Genomic DNA, 14,344 nt, shown 5'->3' with positions numbered 1-14,344 from the left:
TGGAGCGGCACGTGAGCACCGTCCCGCTCTGGCAGGACGAGCCGTACGCCCCGCGCCCGCCGCTGGAGGGCGCGGTGACCGCCGACGTCTGCGTGGTCGGCGCGGGCGCCGGCGGCCTGGCCACCGCACACCGGCTGTCCGCCGCCGGGCTGTCGGTCGTCGTCGTCGACCGCGCGGAGGTGGCCTCCGGCGCCAGCGGGCGCAACGGCGGCTTCTTCCTCGCCGGCGCCGCCCCCGCCTACGGCGAGACCCGCGCCCTGTGGGGCCGCGAGCGGGCCGCAGCCGTGCACGCGGCGACGCTGGCCGCGCAGCGGGAGATGCTCGCGGTCGCCGAGGCCGTGGGCGCGCGCGGGGCGTTCCGGGTGGACGGCCTCATGCGGGTCGCCGCCGACGCGGCGGAGGCCGCCGAGGTGCGCGCGGACGCCGCCGCGCTGGCCGAGGACGGCTTCCCGGGCGACCCGGTCGCCGGCGAGGACCTCCCCGGCCGGCTGGCCCGGCCGGACCGGGCGGGGCTGTTCTTCCCGCACGACGGGTCGGTGCACCCGGTCCGCTGGCTGCGGGCGCTCGCCGCCGCCCTGGAGCGGGACGGGGTGCGCTTCCACGAGCGCACCGCGGTCGTCGCGCCGCCGTCGGTGGACGGCGACGGCGTCCGGGTGCCGACGGCCGCGGGGGAGGTGCGCTGCGACCGGGCGGTCGTGGCCGCCGACGGCGACCTCGCGGCGCTGGTCCCCTCGGCGGCGGCGGTGCGCCCGCGGCGGCTCAACATGCTGGCGACCGCGCCGCTCGCGGAGACGGTCCTGCCGTTCCCCGTCTACGTCCGTCACGGCTACGAGTACGCCCACCAGACCGCCGACGGCCGGATCGCGCTCGGCGGCTTCTCCGACCTCGACGGGCCGGCGAGCTGGACCGACCGCGCCGAGGTGTCCGCGCCGGTGCAGGCGCGGCTGGACCGGTGGCTGACCGAGGAGCTCGGCGTGACCGCCCCGGTGACGCACCGGTGGGCGGGGGTCGTGGGCTTCGCCGACGACCCCCTGCCCCGGTGCGGCCCGGTGCCCGGCAGCGACGGGCGGGTGCTCGCGCTCGGCGGCTACAACGGCACGGGCCACGTGCAGGCGTGGGTGGCCTCCCGCGTGGTGGCCGACCTGGTCACCACCGGGACGAGCGCCGACGCCGGGCTCTACGCGCCGGTCGACGCCTGAGTCCGCGGCTCCTCGGACGGGAGGGCCGGCTCCGGGTCGGCGTGCACCTCGCTCCTGAGGATGCGCATCGAGCGGCCCAGCGAGCGCGCGGCGTCGGGCAGCTTCCGGTAGCCGAACAGCAGCATGACGGCGAGGACGACGAGGCCGATCTCGGCCGGTCCCAGGTTCACGGGTCCCCCTGCCGCGTCAGGCCGGCGGGCTCGGCCGCGTGCCGCCGGGACCGCCGGGCGGCGCGCCGGAGGGGGCGCCGTCGCCGCCGGGGGCCGCGCCGCCGCCGCTGGGCGTCGTCGTGGTGTCCACGCCGGCGGTGAGCGCGACGGTGTAGCCGCCGCTGACGTCGCCGGTGACCGTGGCGAGCTGGCTCGCGCCGCCGTCGTCGCCGAAGACGTTGTCGCCGTCGAGCGACACCCGGGCGAGGTTGGCGACGGAGGCCTCGTAGCCCGCGGTGGCGTAGACGGCCTCGCAGACGTCCTGCGGCAGGGCCACCTGGGAGGTGGCGACGGCGTTCGTCGAGTCGGTGATGGAGGCCTGGTCGGGGTAGACCTCGACGTGCACGTGCGGCCAGCGCCCGTCGTAGCAGGCGGGGAAGACGCTGGTGAACGTCACGGTCCCGTCGGACCCGGCGACCTGCACACCGCGCAGGTAGTTCTGGTCGGTGATCCCCTCGGAGTAGAGCGAGTAGCCGCCCTCGCGGGTGCAGTGCCAGACGTAGACGGCGGCCCCCGCGAACGGGACGCCGCCGTTCGCGAGGTCGGTGACCGTCAGGCGCAGGGTCATCGGCACGCCCTCGGCGGTGCCGCTGTACTCGCCGAAGCTGGAGCGGATGTCGCTGCGCACGACGCCGGACTGCTCGAGCACGTCGGGCCCGTTCGACCCGTCGCCGGGGTAGGGGCCGGCGGTCTCGTCGGGGATCTCCCCGGCCGCGGCGGCCGCGGAGGACGACGGGGACGACGACGAGCCGGCGGCCGACGAGGAGCCGGAGCCGCACGCGGCGAGGCCAACGGTCGCCGCGCCGATCCCGAACAGCCCGAGCAGCCGGCGGCGGCTCATGAGGGTGCCGATGTCGAAGGCCAGCCCCTGGTCGACCACCTCCTCGTCGGGGCGGGGCAGCGGGCGGCCCTCGTAGGCGGGGACGGTCGGGGGGTGCGGGGGCACGGGCTCTCCTGGCGGACGGTGGTGCTCGGTCACCGACCACCGTCGTCGCCGGCCCGCCGCGCCCGCTGGACGCGGGCTGTGGGGATGCTGGGAGCGCCGGCTCAGGGGAGCAGCAGCAGCTTGCCCGTGGTGCGCCGGCCCTCGAGGTCCTCGTGCGCCCGCCGCGCCTGCGCCAGCGGGTACCGGCCGCCGACGCGCACGTCGAGCCGGCCGTCGGCGACCAGGCCGAGCACCCGCCCGGCGAGCTCCCGCAGCAGCTGCGGCGTGCGGGTGTAGGTGCCGAGCGTCGGGCGCTGCACGTACAGCGAGCCGTGCGAGGCGAGCGACTGCACCTCCAGCGGCTCGGGCTGCCCGCTGGAGGCGCCGTAGACGACCATCCGCCCCGTCGGGCGCAGCGCGCGCAGCCCGTCGGCGAACGTCGTCCGGCCGACCCCGTCGTAGACCGCGGCCACGCCCTCGCCGTCGGTGAGCTCCCGCGCCCGCTCGGCGAACCCGTCGTAGCCGACGACGACCTCGTCGGCGCCGGCCGCGCGGGCGAGCTCCGCCTTCTCGCCGGTCGACGTCGTCGCGAGCACGTGCCCGCCGCGCAGCCGCACCAGCTGGGTGAGCAGCAGTCCGACGCCGCCGGCGGCGCTGTGCACCACCACCCACTCGCCCTCGGCCACCGGGTGGGAGTCGGCGGCGAGGTAGTGCGCCGTGCAGCCCTGCAGCATCACCGCGGCCGCGGTCTCGGCGGAGACGCCGTCGGGGACCGGCACCAGCTTCTCCCGGGGTGCGGCGACCCGGCCCGCGTAGCTGCCGGGCACGTCCAGCCAGGCGACCCGCTCCCCGGTGCCGGCCACCCGGCCGGCGCCCTCGCTGCCCACCACGGCGGGCAGGTCCTGGCCGTAGGGCGGGCGGCCCTCGCGCTCGTACACGTCGCGGAAGTTGACGCCGACCGCCTCGACGTCGACCAGCACCTGCCCCTCGCCGGGCGAGGGGTCGGGCACGTCGCGCACCGAGAGCACCTCGGGCCCGCCGGTGGACTCGACGAGGACCGCCTGCACGTCGCCTCCCTGGCCGTCGCCTGCGGCCCCACGCTAGGGCGTGGCGGGCCTGGTGGCACCGCGTCGCGGCTGAGAGGCTGCCCGCCATGCAGCGTGCCTTCGGCCTGGACGTGCCCGAGTCCGTGGCGGAGATGTGCCGCCCGGGCGCGGCCGCGGTCCTGGTCTACGACGCCCAGGTGGGCATCCTCGCCGCCGTCCGCGACCGGGAGGGGCTGACCGGGCGGATCGCCGCCGTGCTCTCCGCGGCCCGCGGCGCCGGCGTCCCCGTCTTCTACGTGCGGCACGTGTCGCTGCCCCCGTCGCACCTGGGCGTGGCCGCGCTGCGCACCGCGATGGCCTGGCAGCGCAAGGACCGGGCCGACGCCGTCACCTCCTCCTTCCCGCCCGACGCCGCGCACACCCAGCTCGACCCCGCGCTCGCGCCGGCCGACGGCGAGCCGGTGTTCGACAAGCTCGGGATGTCGGCGCTGGTCGGCACCCCGCTGGAGGCGGCGCTGCGCGACCGCGGCGTCACCACGCTGGTCGTCGTCGGCGCGGTGCTCGAGATCGGCATCGAGCCGACCGCCCGCCACGCCGCCGATCTCGGGCTGCTGCCGGTGGTGGTCGACGACGCCTGCGGGGTGGTCGACGACGAGGCCGCGGAGCGCTCCCTGGCGAGCCTGGACTACAGCCTGCTCAGCCACCGCTGCTCCACCGCCGAGGTCGTCGCGGCCTTCGGGGGTGCGGCGTGAGCGCGGCGCTGCCGGAAGAGGCGTCGGTCGTCGTCGTCGGCGGGGGGCTCACCGGCCTGGCCAGCGCCTACGAGCTCGCCCGCGCCGGGGTGCCCGACGTCGTCCTGCTCGACCGGGACTCGTTCGGCTCCGGCTCCACCAGCCGGGCGGCCGGGGGAGTGCGGGCGATGTTCTCCGACCCGGTCAACGTCACCCTCGGCGCCCGCAGCCTGGAGACCTTCCGCGACTTCCCGGCCCGCTTCGGCCAGGAGATCGACTACGCCGAGGTCGGCTACCTGTTCCTGCTGTCCACGCCCGAGGCGGTGACCGCCTTCGAGGACGCCGTCGCCCTGCAGAACTCCCTCGGCGTGCCCAGCCGGATGGTCGACGTCGCCGAGGCGCGGCGGCTGTCCCCGCTGATCGAGACCGACGGGCTGCTCGCCGCGGCGTTCTCGCCCACCGACGGGCACTGCACCCCGGAGTCGGTGGTGCTCGGGTACGCCTCGGCCGCCCGCCGGGCCGGCGCCACGCTGCTGCCGGGCCGCGCGGCCACCGGCATCGACGTCACCGGCGGGCGGGTCACCGCGGTGCACACCGCGGACGGCAGCATCCGCACCGGCGCGGTCGTGTGCGCCGCGGGCCCGTGGTCGGCGGAGGTCGGTGCCTGGGCCGGCGTCGACCTGCCGGTGACCCCGCTGCGGCGGCAGATCCTGGTGACCGAGCCGGTGCCGGACCTCGACCCGCACACCCCGTTCACCATCGACTTCGCCACCTCCTTCTACTTCCACCGCGAGGGCCGGGGGCTGCTCATGGGCATGTCCGACCCCGAGGAGACGCCGGGCTTCCGGCTCACCCGCTCCGACGCGTGGCTGCCGCGCCTCGGCGAGGCGATCGAGCGGCGCGCGCCCGCGCTGGCCGGCGTCGGCGTCACCGGCGGCTGGGCCGGGCTGTACGAGATGACGCCGGACCACAACGCGCTCATCGGCCGGGCCCGCGACGTCGAGGGGTTCCTCTACGCGACCGGCTTCTCCGGGCACGGGTTCCTCATGGGCCCGGCCGTCGGGGAGGTCGTGCGCGACCTGTACCTGGGCCGGGAACCCCTCGTCGACGTGTCGGTCTTCGATGCGGGACGCTTCGAGGGCGCGGCCGTCCGGCCCGAACTGAACGTCGTCTAGACGAAGGACCACCCTGCCCCCCGCCGCTCGCACGCTCGCGGCGGGACCCTGCAGGGCGGCCGAGATGCATAGAGGAAGAAGGACATCCCTGTGACCAGCCTGCCCACCGCCGAGGAGCTCCGCCGACTCGCCGAGGAGGCCGCTCGCCGCTGCGGGGTCGACCTCGACGCCGTCGCCGGCGACCACCCGGTGACCTCCCCGGTCAACGGGCAGCACCTGCTGTCGGTGCGCCGGCAGACCGCGGCCGACGTCGCGGCCGCCGTCGAGCGCGCGGGCGAGGCGTTCCGGCAGTGGCGGACCGTGCCGGCGCCGGTGCGCGGCGGGCTGGTGCGCCGGCTCGGCGAGCTGCTGCGCGAGCACAAGGCCGACCTGGCCACCCTGGTGAGCATCGAGGTCGGGAAGATCACCTCCGAGGCGGCCGGCGAGGTCCAGGAGATGATCGACATCTGCGAGTTCGCCGTCGGCCTCTCGCGGCAGCTCTACGGCCGCACCATCGCCTCCGAGCGGCCCGGCCACCGGCTCACCGAGAACTGGCACCCGCTCGGTGTCGTCGGCGTCATCAGCGCCTTCAACTTCCCGGTCGCCGTCTGGTCGTGGAACACCGCGCTCGCGCTGGTCTGCGGCGACCCGGTGGTGTGGAAGCCCTCGGAGCTCGCCCCGCTGTCGGCGCTCGCGTCGGCCGCGCTGCTCGACCGGGCCATCGCCGAGACCGGCGCGCCCGAGGGGCTCAGCCAGGTGCTGATCGGCGGCGCCGACGTCGGCGAGGCGCTCGTGGACTCGCCCGGCATCGCGCTGCTGTCGGCCACCGGCTCCACCCGCATGGGCCGCGCGGTGGGCCCGCGGGTGGCCGACCGCTTCGGCCGCTCGCTGCTCGAGCTCGGCGGCAACAACGCCGCGATCGTCACGCCGTCGGCCGACCTCGACCTCACCACCCGCGGCGTCGTGTTCTCCGCCGCCGGCACCGCCGGGCAGCGCTGCACCACCATGCGCCGGGTGATCGTGCACGAGGACGTCGCCGACGCCCTCGTCGAGCGGGTCGCCGCGGCCTACCGCAACCTGCCGATCGGCTCGCCGCTGGAGGGCGGCACGCTCGTGGGCCCGCTCATCCACGACGCCGCCTACAAGGGCATGCAGGACGCGCTGCAGGCGGCGCGGCAGCAGGGCGGCGAGGTCGTCGTCGGCGGCGGGCGGCGGCTGGCCGAGGAGGCCCCCGACGCCTGGTACGCAGAGCCCGCGCTGGTGCGGATGCCCGGGCAGACCGACATCGTCCGGCAGGAGACCTTCGCGCCGGTGCTCTACGTGCTGACCTACCGCACGCTGGAGGAGGCGGTGGCGCTCAACAACGACGTCCCGCAGGGGCTGTCGTCGACCATCTTCACCTCCGACCAGGCCGAGGCCGAGCGGTTCCTCGCCGCCGACGGCTCCGACTGCGGCATCGCCAACGTCAACATCGGCACGTCGGGCGCGGAGATCGGCGGCGCGTTCGGCGGCGAGAAGGCCACCGGCGGCGGCCGCGAGTCCGGGTCGGACGCCTGGAAGGGCTACATGCGCCGGGCCACCAACACGATCAACTTCTCCGGCGAGCTGCCGCTGGCGCAGGGCGTCGAGTTCCCCATCTGAGCGGACGGGGCCGGGCCCTCGCGGGCCCGGCCCCGGCTCACAGCCCGAGCGTGCGGGCGACGAGCATGAGCTGCACCTCGGTGGTGCCCTCGCCGACCTCGAGGATCTTGGAGTCCCGGTAGTGCCGGGAGACCGGGTACTCGTTCATGAAGCCGTAGCCGCCGTGCACCTGGGTGGCGTCGCGGGCGTTGTCCATGGCGGCCTCGCCGGCGACGAGCTTGGCGATCGCCGCCTCCTTCTTGAACGGCAGGCCGGCGAGCATCTTCGCCGCGGCGTCGTAGTAGGCGGCGCGCGCGGCCACCACCCGCGCCTCCATCCGGGCGATCTTGAACGCGATCGCCTGGTTCTGGGCGATCGGCCGGCCGAACGCCGACCGCTCCCGCGCGTACCTCACGCTCTCGTCCACGCAGCCCTGGGCGGCCCCGACCGACAGCGCGGCGATCGCGATGCGGCCCTCGTCGAGGATCGACAGGAAGTTGGCGTAGCCGCGCCCGCGCTGCCCGAGCAGGTTCTCCTCGGGCACCCGCACGTCGTCGAACGACAGCGGGTGGGTGTCGCTGGCGTGCCAGCCGACCTTGTCGTAGGCGGGCTCGGCGGTGAAGCCGGCCGTGGGCACCGGCACGAGGATCGAGCTGATCTCCTTGCGGCCGTCGGCGAGCTCGCCGGTGACGGCGGTGACCGTGACCAGCCGGGTGATGTCGGTGCCGGAGTTGGTGATGAACGCCTTGCCGCCGTTGATCGTCCACTGCCCGTCGGCGAGCACCGCCGTCGTCCGGGTGCCCCCGGCGTCGCTACCGGCGCCGGCCTCGGTCAGGCCGAAGGCGCCCAACGCCTCCCCGCTGGTGAGCAGCGGCAGCCACTGCTGCCGCTGCTCCTCGCTGCCGAACCGGTACACCGGCATGGCGCCGAGCGAGCAGCCCGCCTCCAGGGTGATGGCGACGCTCTGGTCGACCCGCGCGAGCTCCTCGATGGCCAGGCACAGGGCGAAGTAGTCGCCGCCCATGCCGCCGTACTCCTCGGGGAAGGGCAGGCCGAACAGGCCCATCTCGGCCATGCCGCGCACGACCTCGTAGGGGAACGTCCTGTCGCGGTCGTGCTGGTAGGAGACCGGCGCGACGACCTCGCGCGCGAACTCCTCCACGGTCTTGCGCAGCTGCTGCTGCTCGTCGGTGAGGCGGGTGTCGAGCACGTCACGACTCCTGTGTCGGTGCTGCGGGGGGTGCCGCGGGAGTTGCCGCGGGGTGGACGACGGCCAGTTCCTGGCCCAGGGCGACCTGGTCGCCGACGCGGACGGAGAGGTCGACGGTGCCGTCGGCGGGAGCGGTGAGCGTGTGCTCCATCTTCATCGCCTCGACGACGACGAGCGGGGCGTCCGCGGCCACCTCGGCGCCCGCGGCCACGTGCACCGCCACGACGGTGCCCGGCAGCGGGCTGCGCACCGTGCGGTCGGCGGTGCCGGCGTCGGCGTGCAGCCGGGCGGGCGGCAGCTCGGTCAGCGCGGCGGTCACGCCGTCGACGTGCACCCAGGTGGTGGCGCCGTCGACGGCGGTGCGGGCGGACGTGGTGCGGCCGTCGACGGTGAGCAGCAGCCCGCCGTCCGCGGGTACGGCTGCGACCGCGTGCTCGTCGCCGTCGCCCACCCGCAGCCGGGTGCCGCCGGTGAGGGCGACGGTCAGCCGCTCGCCGTCGGGGCCGGCGACGTCCCACCGCAGGGGCGCGCGCCGGCCGCCGGTGCGCCAGCCGCTGGGCACGTCCCACGGGTCGACGACGGGGCCGGCGGGGGACAGCGCGGCCAGGCGGGTGAGCGCGAACGCGGCGTACGCCTCCACCGGGACGGCGCTGCTCGTCAGCGCGTCGAGGTCGCGCTCGACGAGCCCGGTGTCGAGCCGGCCGGCGCGGACGTCGGGGGAGGCGAGCAGCGCCCGGAGGAACGCGGTGTTGGTGCCGACGCCGAGGACGACGGTGCCGGCCAGCGCGCGGTCGAGGCGGGTGAGCGCGGTCTCCCGGTCGGGCCCGTGCGCGATCACCTTGGCGAGCATCGGGTCGTAGGTGGTGCCCACGACCGAGCCCTCGAGCAGGCCGCTGTCGACCCGCACGCCCGCGCCCGCGGGCTCGGCGAGGACGAGCGCGGTGCCGCCGGTGGGCAGGAAGCCGCGCGCCGGGTCCTCGGCGTACAGCCGCGCCTCGACCGCGTGCCCGGTGAGGACGACGTCGTCCTGGCCGAACGCCAGCGGCTCGCCGGCCGCCACCCGCAGCTGCTGCTCGACCAGGTCGGTGCCGGTGACCAGCTCGGTGACCGGGTGCTCCACCTGCAGCCGGGTGTTCATCTCCATGAAGAACGGCTCGTCGGGGGCGTCGCCGGCGACGATGAACTCCACGGTGCCGGCGCCGGTGTAGCGCACGGAGCGGGCGACCTCGCAGGCCAGCGCGCCGTAGCGGGCGCGCTGCGCCGGGGTGAGCAGCGGCGAGGGCGCCTCCTCGACGATCTTCTGGTGCCGCCGCTGCAGGCTGCACTCGCGCTCGCCGAGGTGCACCACGGTGCCGTGGGTGTCGGCGAGCACCTGCACCTCGACGTGCCGCGGGTCGGGCACGAACCGCTCGAGGAAGAGGGTGTCGTCACCGAAGCTGGTGGCGGCCTCGCGCCGGGCGGAGACCAGCGCGGCGCGCAGGTCGGCGTCGCGGTGCACCAGCCGCATGCCCTTGCCGCCGCCGCCGGCCGAGGGCTTGACCAGCACCGGGTAGCCGACCTCGGCGGCCGCCTCGACCAGGTCGTCGTCGGTCATGCCGGGGTCGGTGCGGCCGGGGACGACGGGGACGCCGGCCGCGCTCACGGTCTGCTTGGCGCGGATCTTGTCGCCCATGATCTCGACGGCCTTGGCCGGCGGGCCGACGAAGACCAGCCCCGCGTCGGCGCAGGCCTGGGCGAAGGCGGTGTTCTCCGAGAGGAAGCCGTAGCCGGGGTGCACCGCCTGGGCGCCGGTGGCCGCCGCCGCCTCGAGCAGGCGCTCGACGGCCAGGTAGGACTGCGCCGCGGGGGCGGGGCCGAGCCGCACGGCGACGTCGGCCTCGCGGACGTGCCGGGCGCCGGCGTCGGCGTCGGAGAAGACGGCGACGCTGCGGACGCCGAGGCGGCGCAGGGTGCGGATGACCCGGACGGCGATCTCGCCCCGGTTGGCGACGAGGACGGTGTCGAACACGCTCACATCCGGAAGACGCCGTAGGAGACCGGCGCGAGCGGCGCGTTCGCGCACGCCGACAGCGCCAGGCCGAGGACGGTGCGGGTGTCGAGGGGGTCGATGACCCCGTCGTCCCAGAGGCGCGCGGTCGCGTACCAGGCGTTGCCCTGGGACTCGTACTGCGCGCGGATCGGCTCCTTGAACGCCTCCTCGTCCTCGGCGCTCCACGAGTCGCCGAGCTGGTCGCGGCGGACGGTGGCCAGCACGCTGGCCGCCTGCTCGCCGCCCATCACGGAGATGCGGGCGCCGGGCCAGGTGAACAGGAAGCGGGGGGAGTAGGCCCGGCCGCACATGGAGTAGTTGCCGGCGCCGAACGAGCCGCCGATGACGACGGTCAGCTTGGGCACCCGGGCGCAGGCGACGGCGGTGACCATCTTCGCGCCGTGCTTGGCGATGCCGCCGGCCTCGTAGTCGCGGCCGACCATGAACCCGGTGATGTTCTGCAGGAACAGCAGCGGGATCGACCGCTGGTCGCACAGCTCGATGAAGTGCGCGCCCTTGAGCGCCGACTCCCCGAACAGCACGCCGTTGTTCGCGACGATGCCCACCGGGTGGCCCTCGACGTGCGCGAACCCGCAGACGAGCGTGGTGCCGTACAGCGCCTTGAACTCCGAGAACCGGCTGCCGTCGACCAGCCGCGCGATGACCTCGCGGACGTCGTAGGGCGTGCGCGGGTCGGCGGGGACGACGCCGGGCAGCTCCGCGGGGTCGACGGCGGGCGGCTCGGCCGGGCGCACCTCCCACGGGCGCGGGGCGCGCGGGCCCAGGTTCGCCACGATGTCGCGGACGATCCGCAGGGCGTGCGCGTCGTCGTCGGCGAGGTGGTCGGTGACGCCGGAGGTGCGGCTGTGCAGCAGCCCGCCGCCGAGGTCCTCGGCGCTGACGACCTCCCCGGTCGCGGCCTTCACCAGCGGCGGGCCGCCCAGGAAGATCGTGCCCTGGTCGCGGACGATGACCGCCTCGTCGGCCATCGCCGGCACGTAGGCGCCGCCGGCGGTGCACGAGCCGAGCACCGCCGCGATCTGCGGGATGCCCTGGGCGCTCATGGTGGCCTGGTTGAAGAAGATCCGGCCGAAGTGCTCGCGGTCGGGGAAGACCTCGTCCTGCATCGGCAGGAAGGCGCCGCCGGAGTCGACGAGGTAGACGCAGGGCAGCCGGTTGTGCAGCGCCACCTCCTGCGCGCGCAGGTGCTTCTTCACCGTCATCGGGTAGTAGGTGCCGCCCTTGACGGTGGCGTCGTTCGCCACGACGACGACCTCGCGGCCGCTGACCCGCCCGACGCCGGTGATGATCCCGGCGCCCGGGGCGTCGCCGTCGTACATGCCGTCGGCCGCGAGCGGGGAGAGCTCGAGGAACGGGCTGCCCGGGTCGAGCAGGGCGTCGACGCGCTCGCGGGGGAGCAGCTTGCCCCGGGCGACGTGCCGCTCCCGGGTGCGGGCGGGGCCGCCGAGGGCCGCGGCGGCGAGCCGGTCGTGCAGCTCGGCGCGCAGCTGGTCCTGGGCGGCGGCGTTGCGGGCGAAGGTCTCGCCGCGGACGTCCGCCTTGGAGGCGAGCGGCGTCCCCGACGTGTTAACCGCAGTTAACGTCACGGGCGTCACGTTAACGCACGTTCACATCCGGCGCTACCATCCCGGCGTGGCAGCGGCCGGGGGCGACGTCGACAGCGCGCTGGCCGCCGACGCGGCCCGGCCGTCCCGGCGCGAGCAGATCCTGCGGGCGGCGGCGCAGCTGTTCGCCGAGCGCGGCGCCCGGTCGGTCGGCGTCGACGACGTCGGCGCGGCGATCGGGGTGACGGGGCCGGCGATCTACCGGCACTTCGCCAGCAAGGACGCGATGCTCGCCGAGATGCTCGAGGGCATCAGCGAGCGGCTGCTCGCCGGCGGGCGGGAGCGGGTGGCCGCGGCCGGCGACGACCCGGCCGCGCAGTTGCGCGCGCTGGTCGCCTTCCAGGTCGACTTCGCGCTCGACAACCCGGCGCTGATCACCGTGCACGACCGCGATCTCGGCTCGCTGGCGCCCGAGCACGCCGCGCGGGTGCGCCGGCTGCAGCGCCGCTACGTCGAGGTGTGGGTGGACGTGCTGGCCCGCCTGCTGCCGGAGGAGGGGACGGCGGCCAGCCGCGCCCGCGCGCACGCCGTCTTCGGGCTGGTCAACTCCACCCCGCACAGCGCCGGCCGGCTGTCCCGCGAGCGGACCGCCGCCCTGCTCGCCGCGATGGCCGAGGCCGCCGCCACCGCCTGACCCCGCCATCCGCGCGCGGACGGCGGGTCCGGGGGCCGACCCGAGCCCGCAGGCGGCCGGCGATGTGCGCCTGTCGCGCGTTTCCGCCCCGGGATGCGCCGCAGATGCACATCACCTCGACCGGACCCTCGCCCGGCGGCCACCGCCTGGCCTCGCCTCCCGCGCGCGGACGGCGGGCCTCGACGTGACAGCGTGCGCGGACGTGCAGCTCCGCGGCTCGGAACTGCACCTCCGCGCACACCGTCAGCCCGCCGCCGGCCGCCCTTCGCCGCCAGCCGGGGTCAGGCGTTGCGGACCGCGGCGGCCGACTGCAGGCCCAGCTCCTCGACCGACACCTCGCGCATCTCGACCTTGCGCACCTTGCCGGTGACGGTCATCGGGAAGGCGTCGACGACCTTCACGTAGCGGGGGACCTTGTAGTGGGCGAGCTTGCCCGCGCAGAACTCGCGCAGCGCCTCCGAGGTCAGCGGCGCGGCGCCCTCGCGCAGCCGCACCCACGCCATCAGCTCCTCGCCGTAGCGCTCGTCGGGGACGCCGATCACCTGCGCGTCGACGACGTCGGGGTGGGTGTAGAGGAACTCCTCCACCTCCCGCGGGTACACGTTCTCCCCGCCGCGGATCACCATGTCCTTGATCCGGCCGACGATGTTGAGGTAGCCGGCCTCGTCCATGACGGCGAGGTCTCCGGTGTGCATCCAGCGGGCGGCGTCGATCACCTCGGCGGTCTTCTCCGGCTCGTCCCAGTAGCCGAGCATCACCGAGTAGCCGCGGGTGCAGAACTCCCCGGGCGTCCCGCGCGGCACGGTGATGCCGGTGGCCGGGTCGACCACCTTGACCTCCAGGTGCGGGTGCACGCGGCCGACGGTGGAGGTGCGGCGGTCGAGGTCGTCGTCGGCGCCGGTCTGGGTGGACACCGGCGAGGTCTCGGTCATGCCGTAGCAGATGGTCACCTCGGTCATGCCCATCTCGGCGACCACCCGCTTCATCACCTCCACCGGGCACGGCGAGCCGGCCATGATCCCGGTGCGCAGGCTGGACAGGTCGTAGGTGCCGAAGTCGGGCAGGGCGAGCTCGGCGATGAACATCGTCGGGACGCCGTACAGGGAGGTGCAGCGCTCCTCCTGTACCGCGCGCAGGGTGGCCACCGGGTCGAAGGCGGGCGCCGGGATCACCATCGTGGCGCCGTGGCTGGTGGCCCCGAGGTTGCCCATCCCCATGCCGAAGCAGTGGTAGAAGGGCACCGGGATGCAGATCCGGTCGGCCTCGGTGTAGCCGCAGCCCTCGCCCACGAAGAACCCGTTGTTGAGCAGGTTGTGGTGGGTGAGCGTGGCGCCCTTCGGGAAGCCCGTGGTGCCCGACGTGTACTGGATGTTGATCGGGTCGTCGGGGGAGAGCTCCGCGGCGCGGGCGGCGAGCAGCGAGCGGTCGGCGGCGCGGCCGGTCTCCAGCAGCCGCTCCCACTCGGGGTCGCCGAGGAACACGACCTCGCGCAGGTCGGGACAGTCGCCGCGCACCTCGGCCACCATCGCGCGGTAGTCGCTGGTCTTGAATTCCGGCGCCGCGACGAGCACCGAGATGCCGGCCTGGCGCAGCACGAACGCCAGCTCGTGGGTGCGGTAGGCCGGGTTGATGTTGACCATGACGGCGCCGAGCTTCGCCGTCCCGTACTGCACGAACACCCACTCGGCGCAGTTGGGCGACCAGATGCCGACCCGGTCGCCCTTCGCCACGCCCAGCGCGTCCAGGCCCAGCGCGCAGGCGTCGACGTCGGCGACCAGCTGCGGATAGGTCCACCGGCGGCCGGTGGCGCATTCGACGAGCGCCTCGTGGTCGCCGACCCGCGCCGCCGTCCGGTCCAGGTTGTCCCCGATCGTGTCGCCGAGCAGCGGGACCGTCGAGGTGCCGCTCGCGTAGGAGGGCAGGGCCGGGGGCGTGCCGTGCTGGGTCACTGCTGGTCCTCTC

12 protein-coding genes are annotated in these 14,344 nt (G+C 75.5%); 5 read left to right on the top strand and 7 right to left on the bottom strand.

Annotation, left to right across the window (positions count from 1 at the left end):
• Positions 1-11 precede the first annotated feature (11 nt).
• Complete coding sequence (locus ACI78R_RS16705; RefSeq protein WP_457041529.1) at positions 12-1,199, top strand: NAD(P)/FAD-dependent oxidoreductase; 1,188 nt, start codon at positions 12-14, stop codon at positions 1,197-1,199.
• Here ACI78R_RS16705 and ACI78R_RS16700 read toward each other — a convergent pair.
• The 3 genes from ACI78R_RS16700 to ACI78R_RS16690 all read right to left on the bottom strand — a co-directional run bounded on the left by ACI78R_RS16700 (position 1,178) and on the right by ACI78R_RS16690 (position 3,400).
• On the bottom strand, positions 1,178-1,369 hold the full coding sequence (locus tag ACI78R_RS16700) for a twin-arginine translocase TatA/TatE family subunit (RefSeq protein ID WP_457041528.1): 192 nt from the start codon (positions 1,367-1,369) through the stop codon (positions 1,178-1,180). The genes ACI78R_RS16705 and ACI78R_RS16700 overlap by 22 nt on opposite strands.
• 16 nt (positions 1,370-1,385) lie before the next feature.
• The gene (locus tag ACI78R_RS16695; RefSeq protein ID WP_457041527.1) at positions 1,386-2,354 is read right to left on the bottom strand and encodes an intradiol ring-cleavage dioxygenase; all 969 of its coding nucleotides are present in this window, start codon (positions 2,352-2,354) and stop codon (positions 1,386-1,388) included.
• Between the two features lie 101 nt (positions 2,355-2,455).
• Positions 2,456-3,400, bottom strand: coding sequence for a quinone oxidoreductase family protein (locus ACI78R_RS16690; protein ID WP_457041526.1), 945 nt, complete (start codon positions 3,398-3,400; stop codon positions 2,456-2,458).
• Positions 3,401-3,486: 86 nt separating this feature from the next.
• On the opposite strand from ACI78R_RS16690, the gene ACI78R_RS16685 reads away from it, so the two are divergent.
• The 3 genes from ACI78R_RS16685 to amaB all read left to right on the top strand — a co-directional run bounded on the left by ACI78R_RS16685 (position 3,487) and on the right by amaB (position 6,905).
• On the top strand, positions 3,487-4,131 hold the full coding sequence (locus ACI78R_RS16685) for a cysteine hydrolase family protein (protein WP_457041525.1): 645 nt from the start codon (positions 3,487-3,489) through the stop codon (positions 4,129-4,131).
• Positions 4,128-5,285, top strand: a complete 1,158-nt coding sequence (locus ACI78R_RS16680) for an NAD(P)/FAD-dependent oxidoreductase (RefSeq protein ID WP_457041524.1) — start codon at positions 4,128-4,130, stop codon at positions 5,283-5,285. Before ACI78R_RS16685 ends, ACI78R_RS16680 begins: the two co-directional genes overlap by 4 nt.
• A gap of 90 nt (positions 5,286-5,375) precedes the next feature.
• Complete coding sequence (gene amaB, locus ACI78R_RS16675) at positions 5,376-6,905, top strand: L-piperidine-6-carboxylate dehydrogenase (RefSeq protein ID WP_457041523.1); 1,530 nt, start codon at positions 5,376-5,378, stop codon at positions 6,903-6,905.
• A gap of 37 nt (positions 6,906-6,942) precedes the next feature.
• Here amaB and ACI78R_RS16670 read toward each other — a convergent pair whose 3' ends face one another.
• From ACI78R_RS16670 to ACI78R_RS16660, 3 genes are read right to left on the bottom strand one after another with little or no spacing between them, the layout of a single operon-like run.
• On the bottom strand, positions 6,943-8,094 hold the full coding sequence (locus tag ACI78R_RS16670; protein WP_457041522.1) for an acyl-CoA dehydrogenase family protein: 1,152 nt from the start codon (positions 8,092-8,094) through the stop codon (positions 6,943-6,945).
• A 1-nt stretch (position 8,095) separates the two neighbouring features.
• Positions 8,096-10,102: an ATP-binding protein gene (locus tag ACI78R_RS16665; RefSeq protein WP_457041521.1), complete on the bottom strand. Its 2,007-nt coding sequence runs from the start codon at positions 10,100-10,102 to the stop codon at positions 8,096-8,098.
• Between the two features lie 2 nt (positions 10,103-10,104).
• Positions 10,105-11,730, bottom strand: coding sequence for a carboxyl transferase domain-containing protein (locus tag ACI78R_RS16660; protein ID WP_457041520.1), 1,626 nt, complete (start codon positions 11,728-11,730; stop codon positions 10,105-10,107).
• A gap of 46 nt (positions 11,731-11,776) precedes the next feature.
• Here ACI78R_RS16660 and ACI78R_RS16655 point away from each other — a divergent pair, with 46 nt between their 5' ends.
• Positions 11,777-12,382 carry an SACE_7040 family transcriptional regulator gene (locus ACI78R_RS16655; protein ID WP_217651138.1) on the top strand — a complete coding sequence of 202 codons (606 nt, stop codon included), beginning with the start codon at positions 11,777-11,779 and terminating at the stop codon, positions 12,380-12,382.
• 281 nt (positions 12,383-12,663) lie between these two features.
• Here the strand turns inward: ACI78R_RS16655 and ACI78R_RS16650 are convergent, their stop codons facing one another.
• Positions 12,664-14,331 carry an AMP-binding protein gene (locus tag ACI78R_RS16650; protein WP_245794333.1) on the bottom strand — a complete coding sequence of 556 codons (1,668 nt, stop codon included), beginning with the start codon at positions 14,329-14,331 and terminating at the stop codon, positions 12,664-12,666.
• Positions 14,332-14,344 lie beyond the last annotated feature (13 nt).

It is taken from the genome of Geodermatophilus sp. SYSU D01106 (assembly GCF_054049995.1).
The sequence above is the reverse complement of the archived record's forward strand: the minus strand, read 5'-3'. Positions and strand labels throughout refer to the sequence as shown.

What these genes read in the sequence shown, in the direction of transcription:
- ACI78R_RS16685 (WP_457041525.1), top strand. Translation starts at nt 3,487, where the DNA reads ATGCAGCGTGCCTTCGGCCTGGACGTGCCCGAGTCCGTGGCGGAGATG.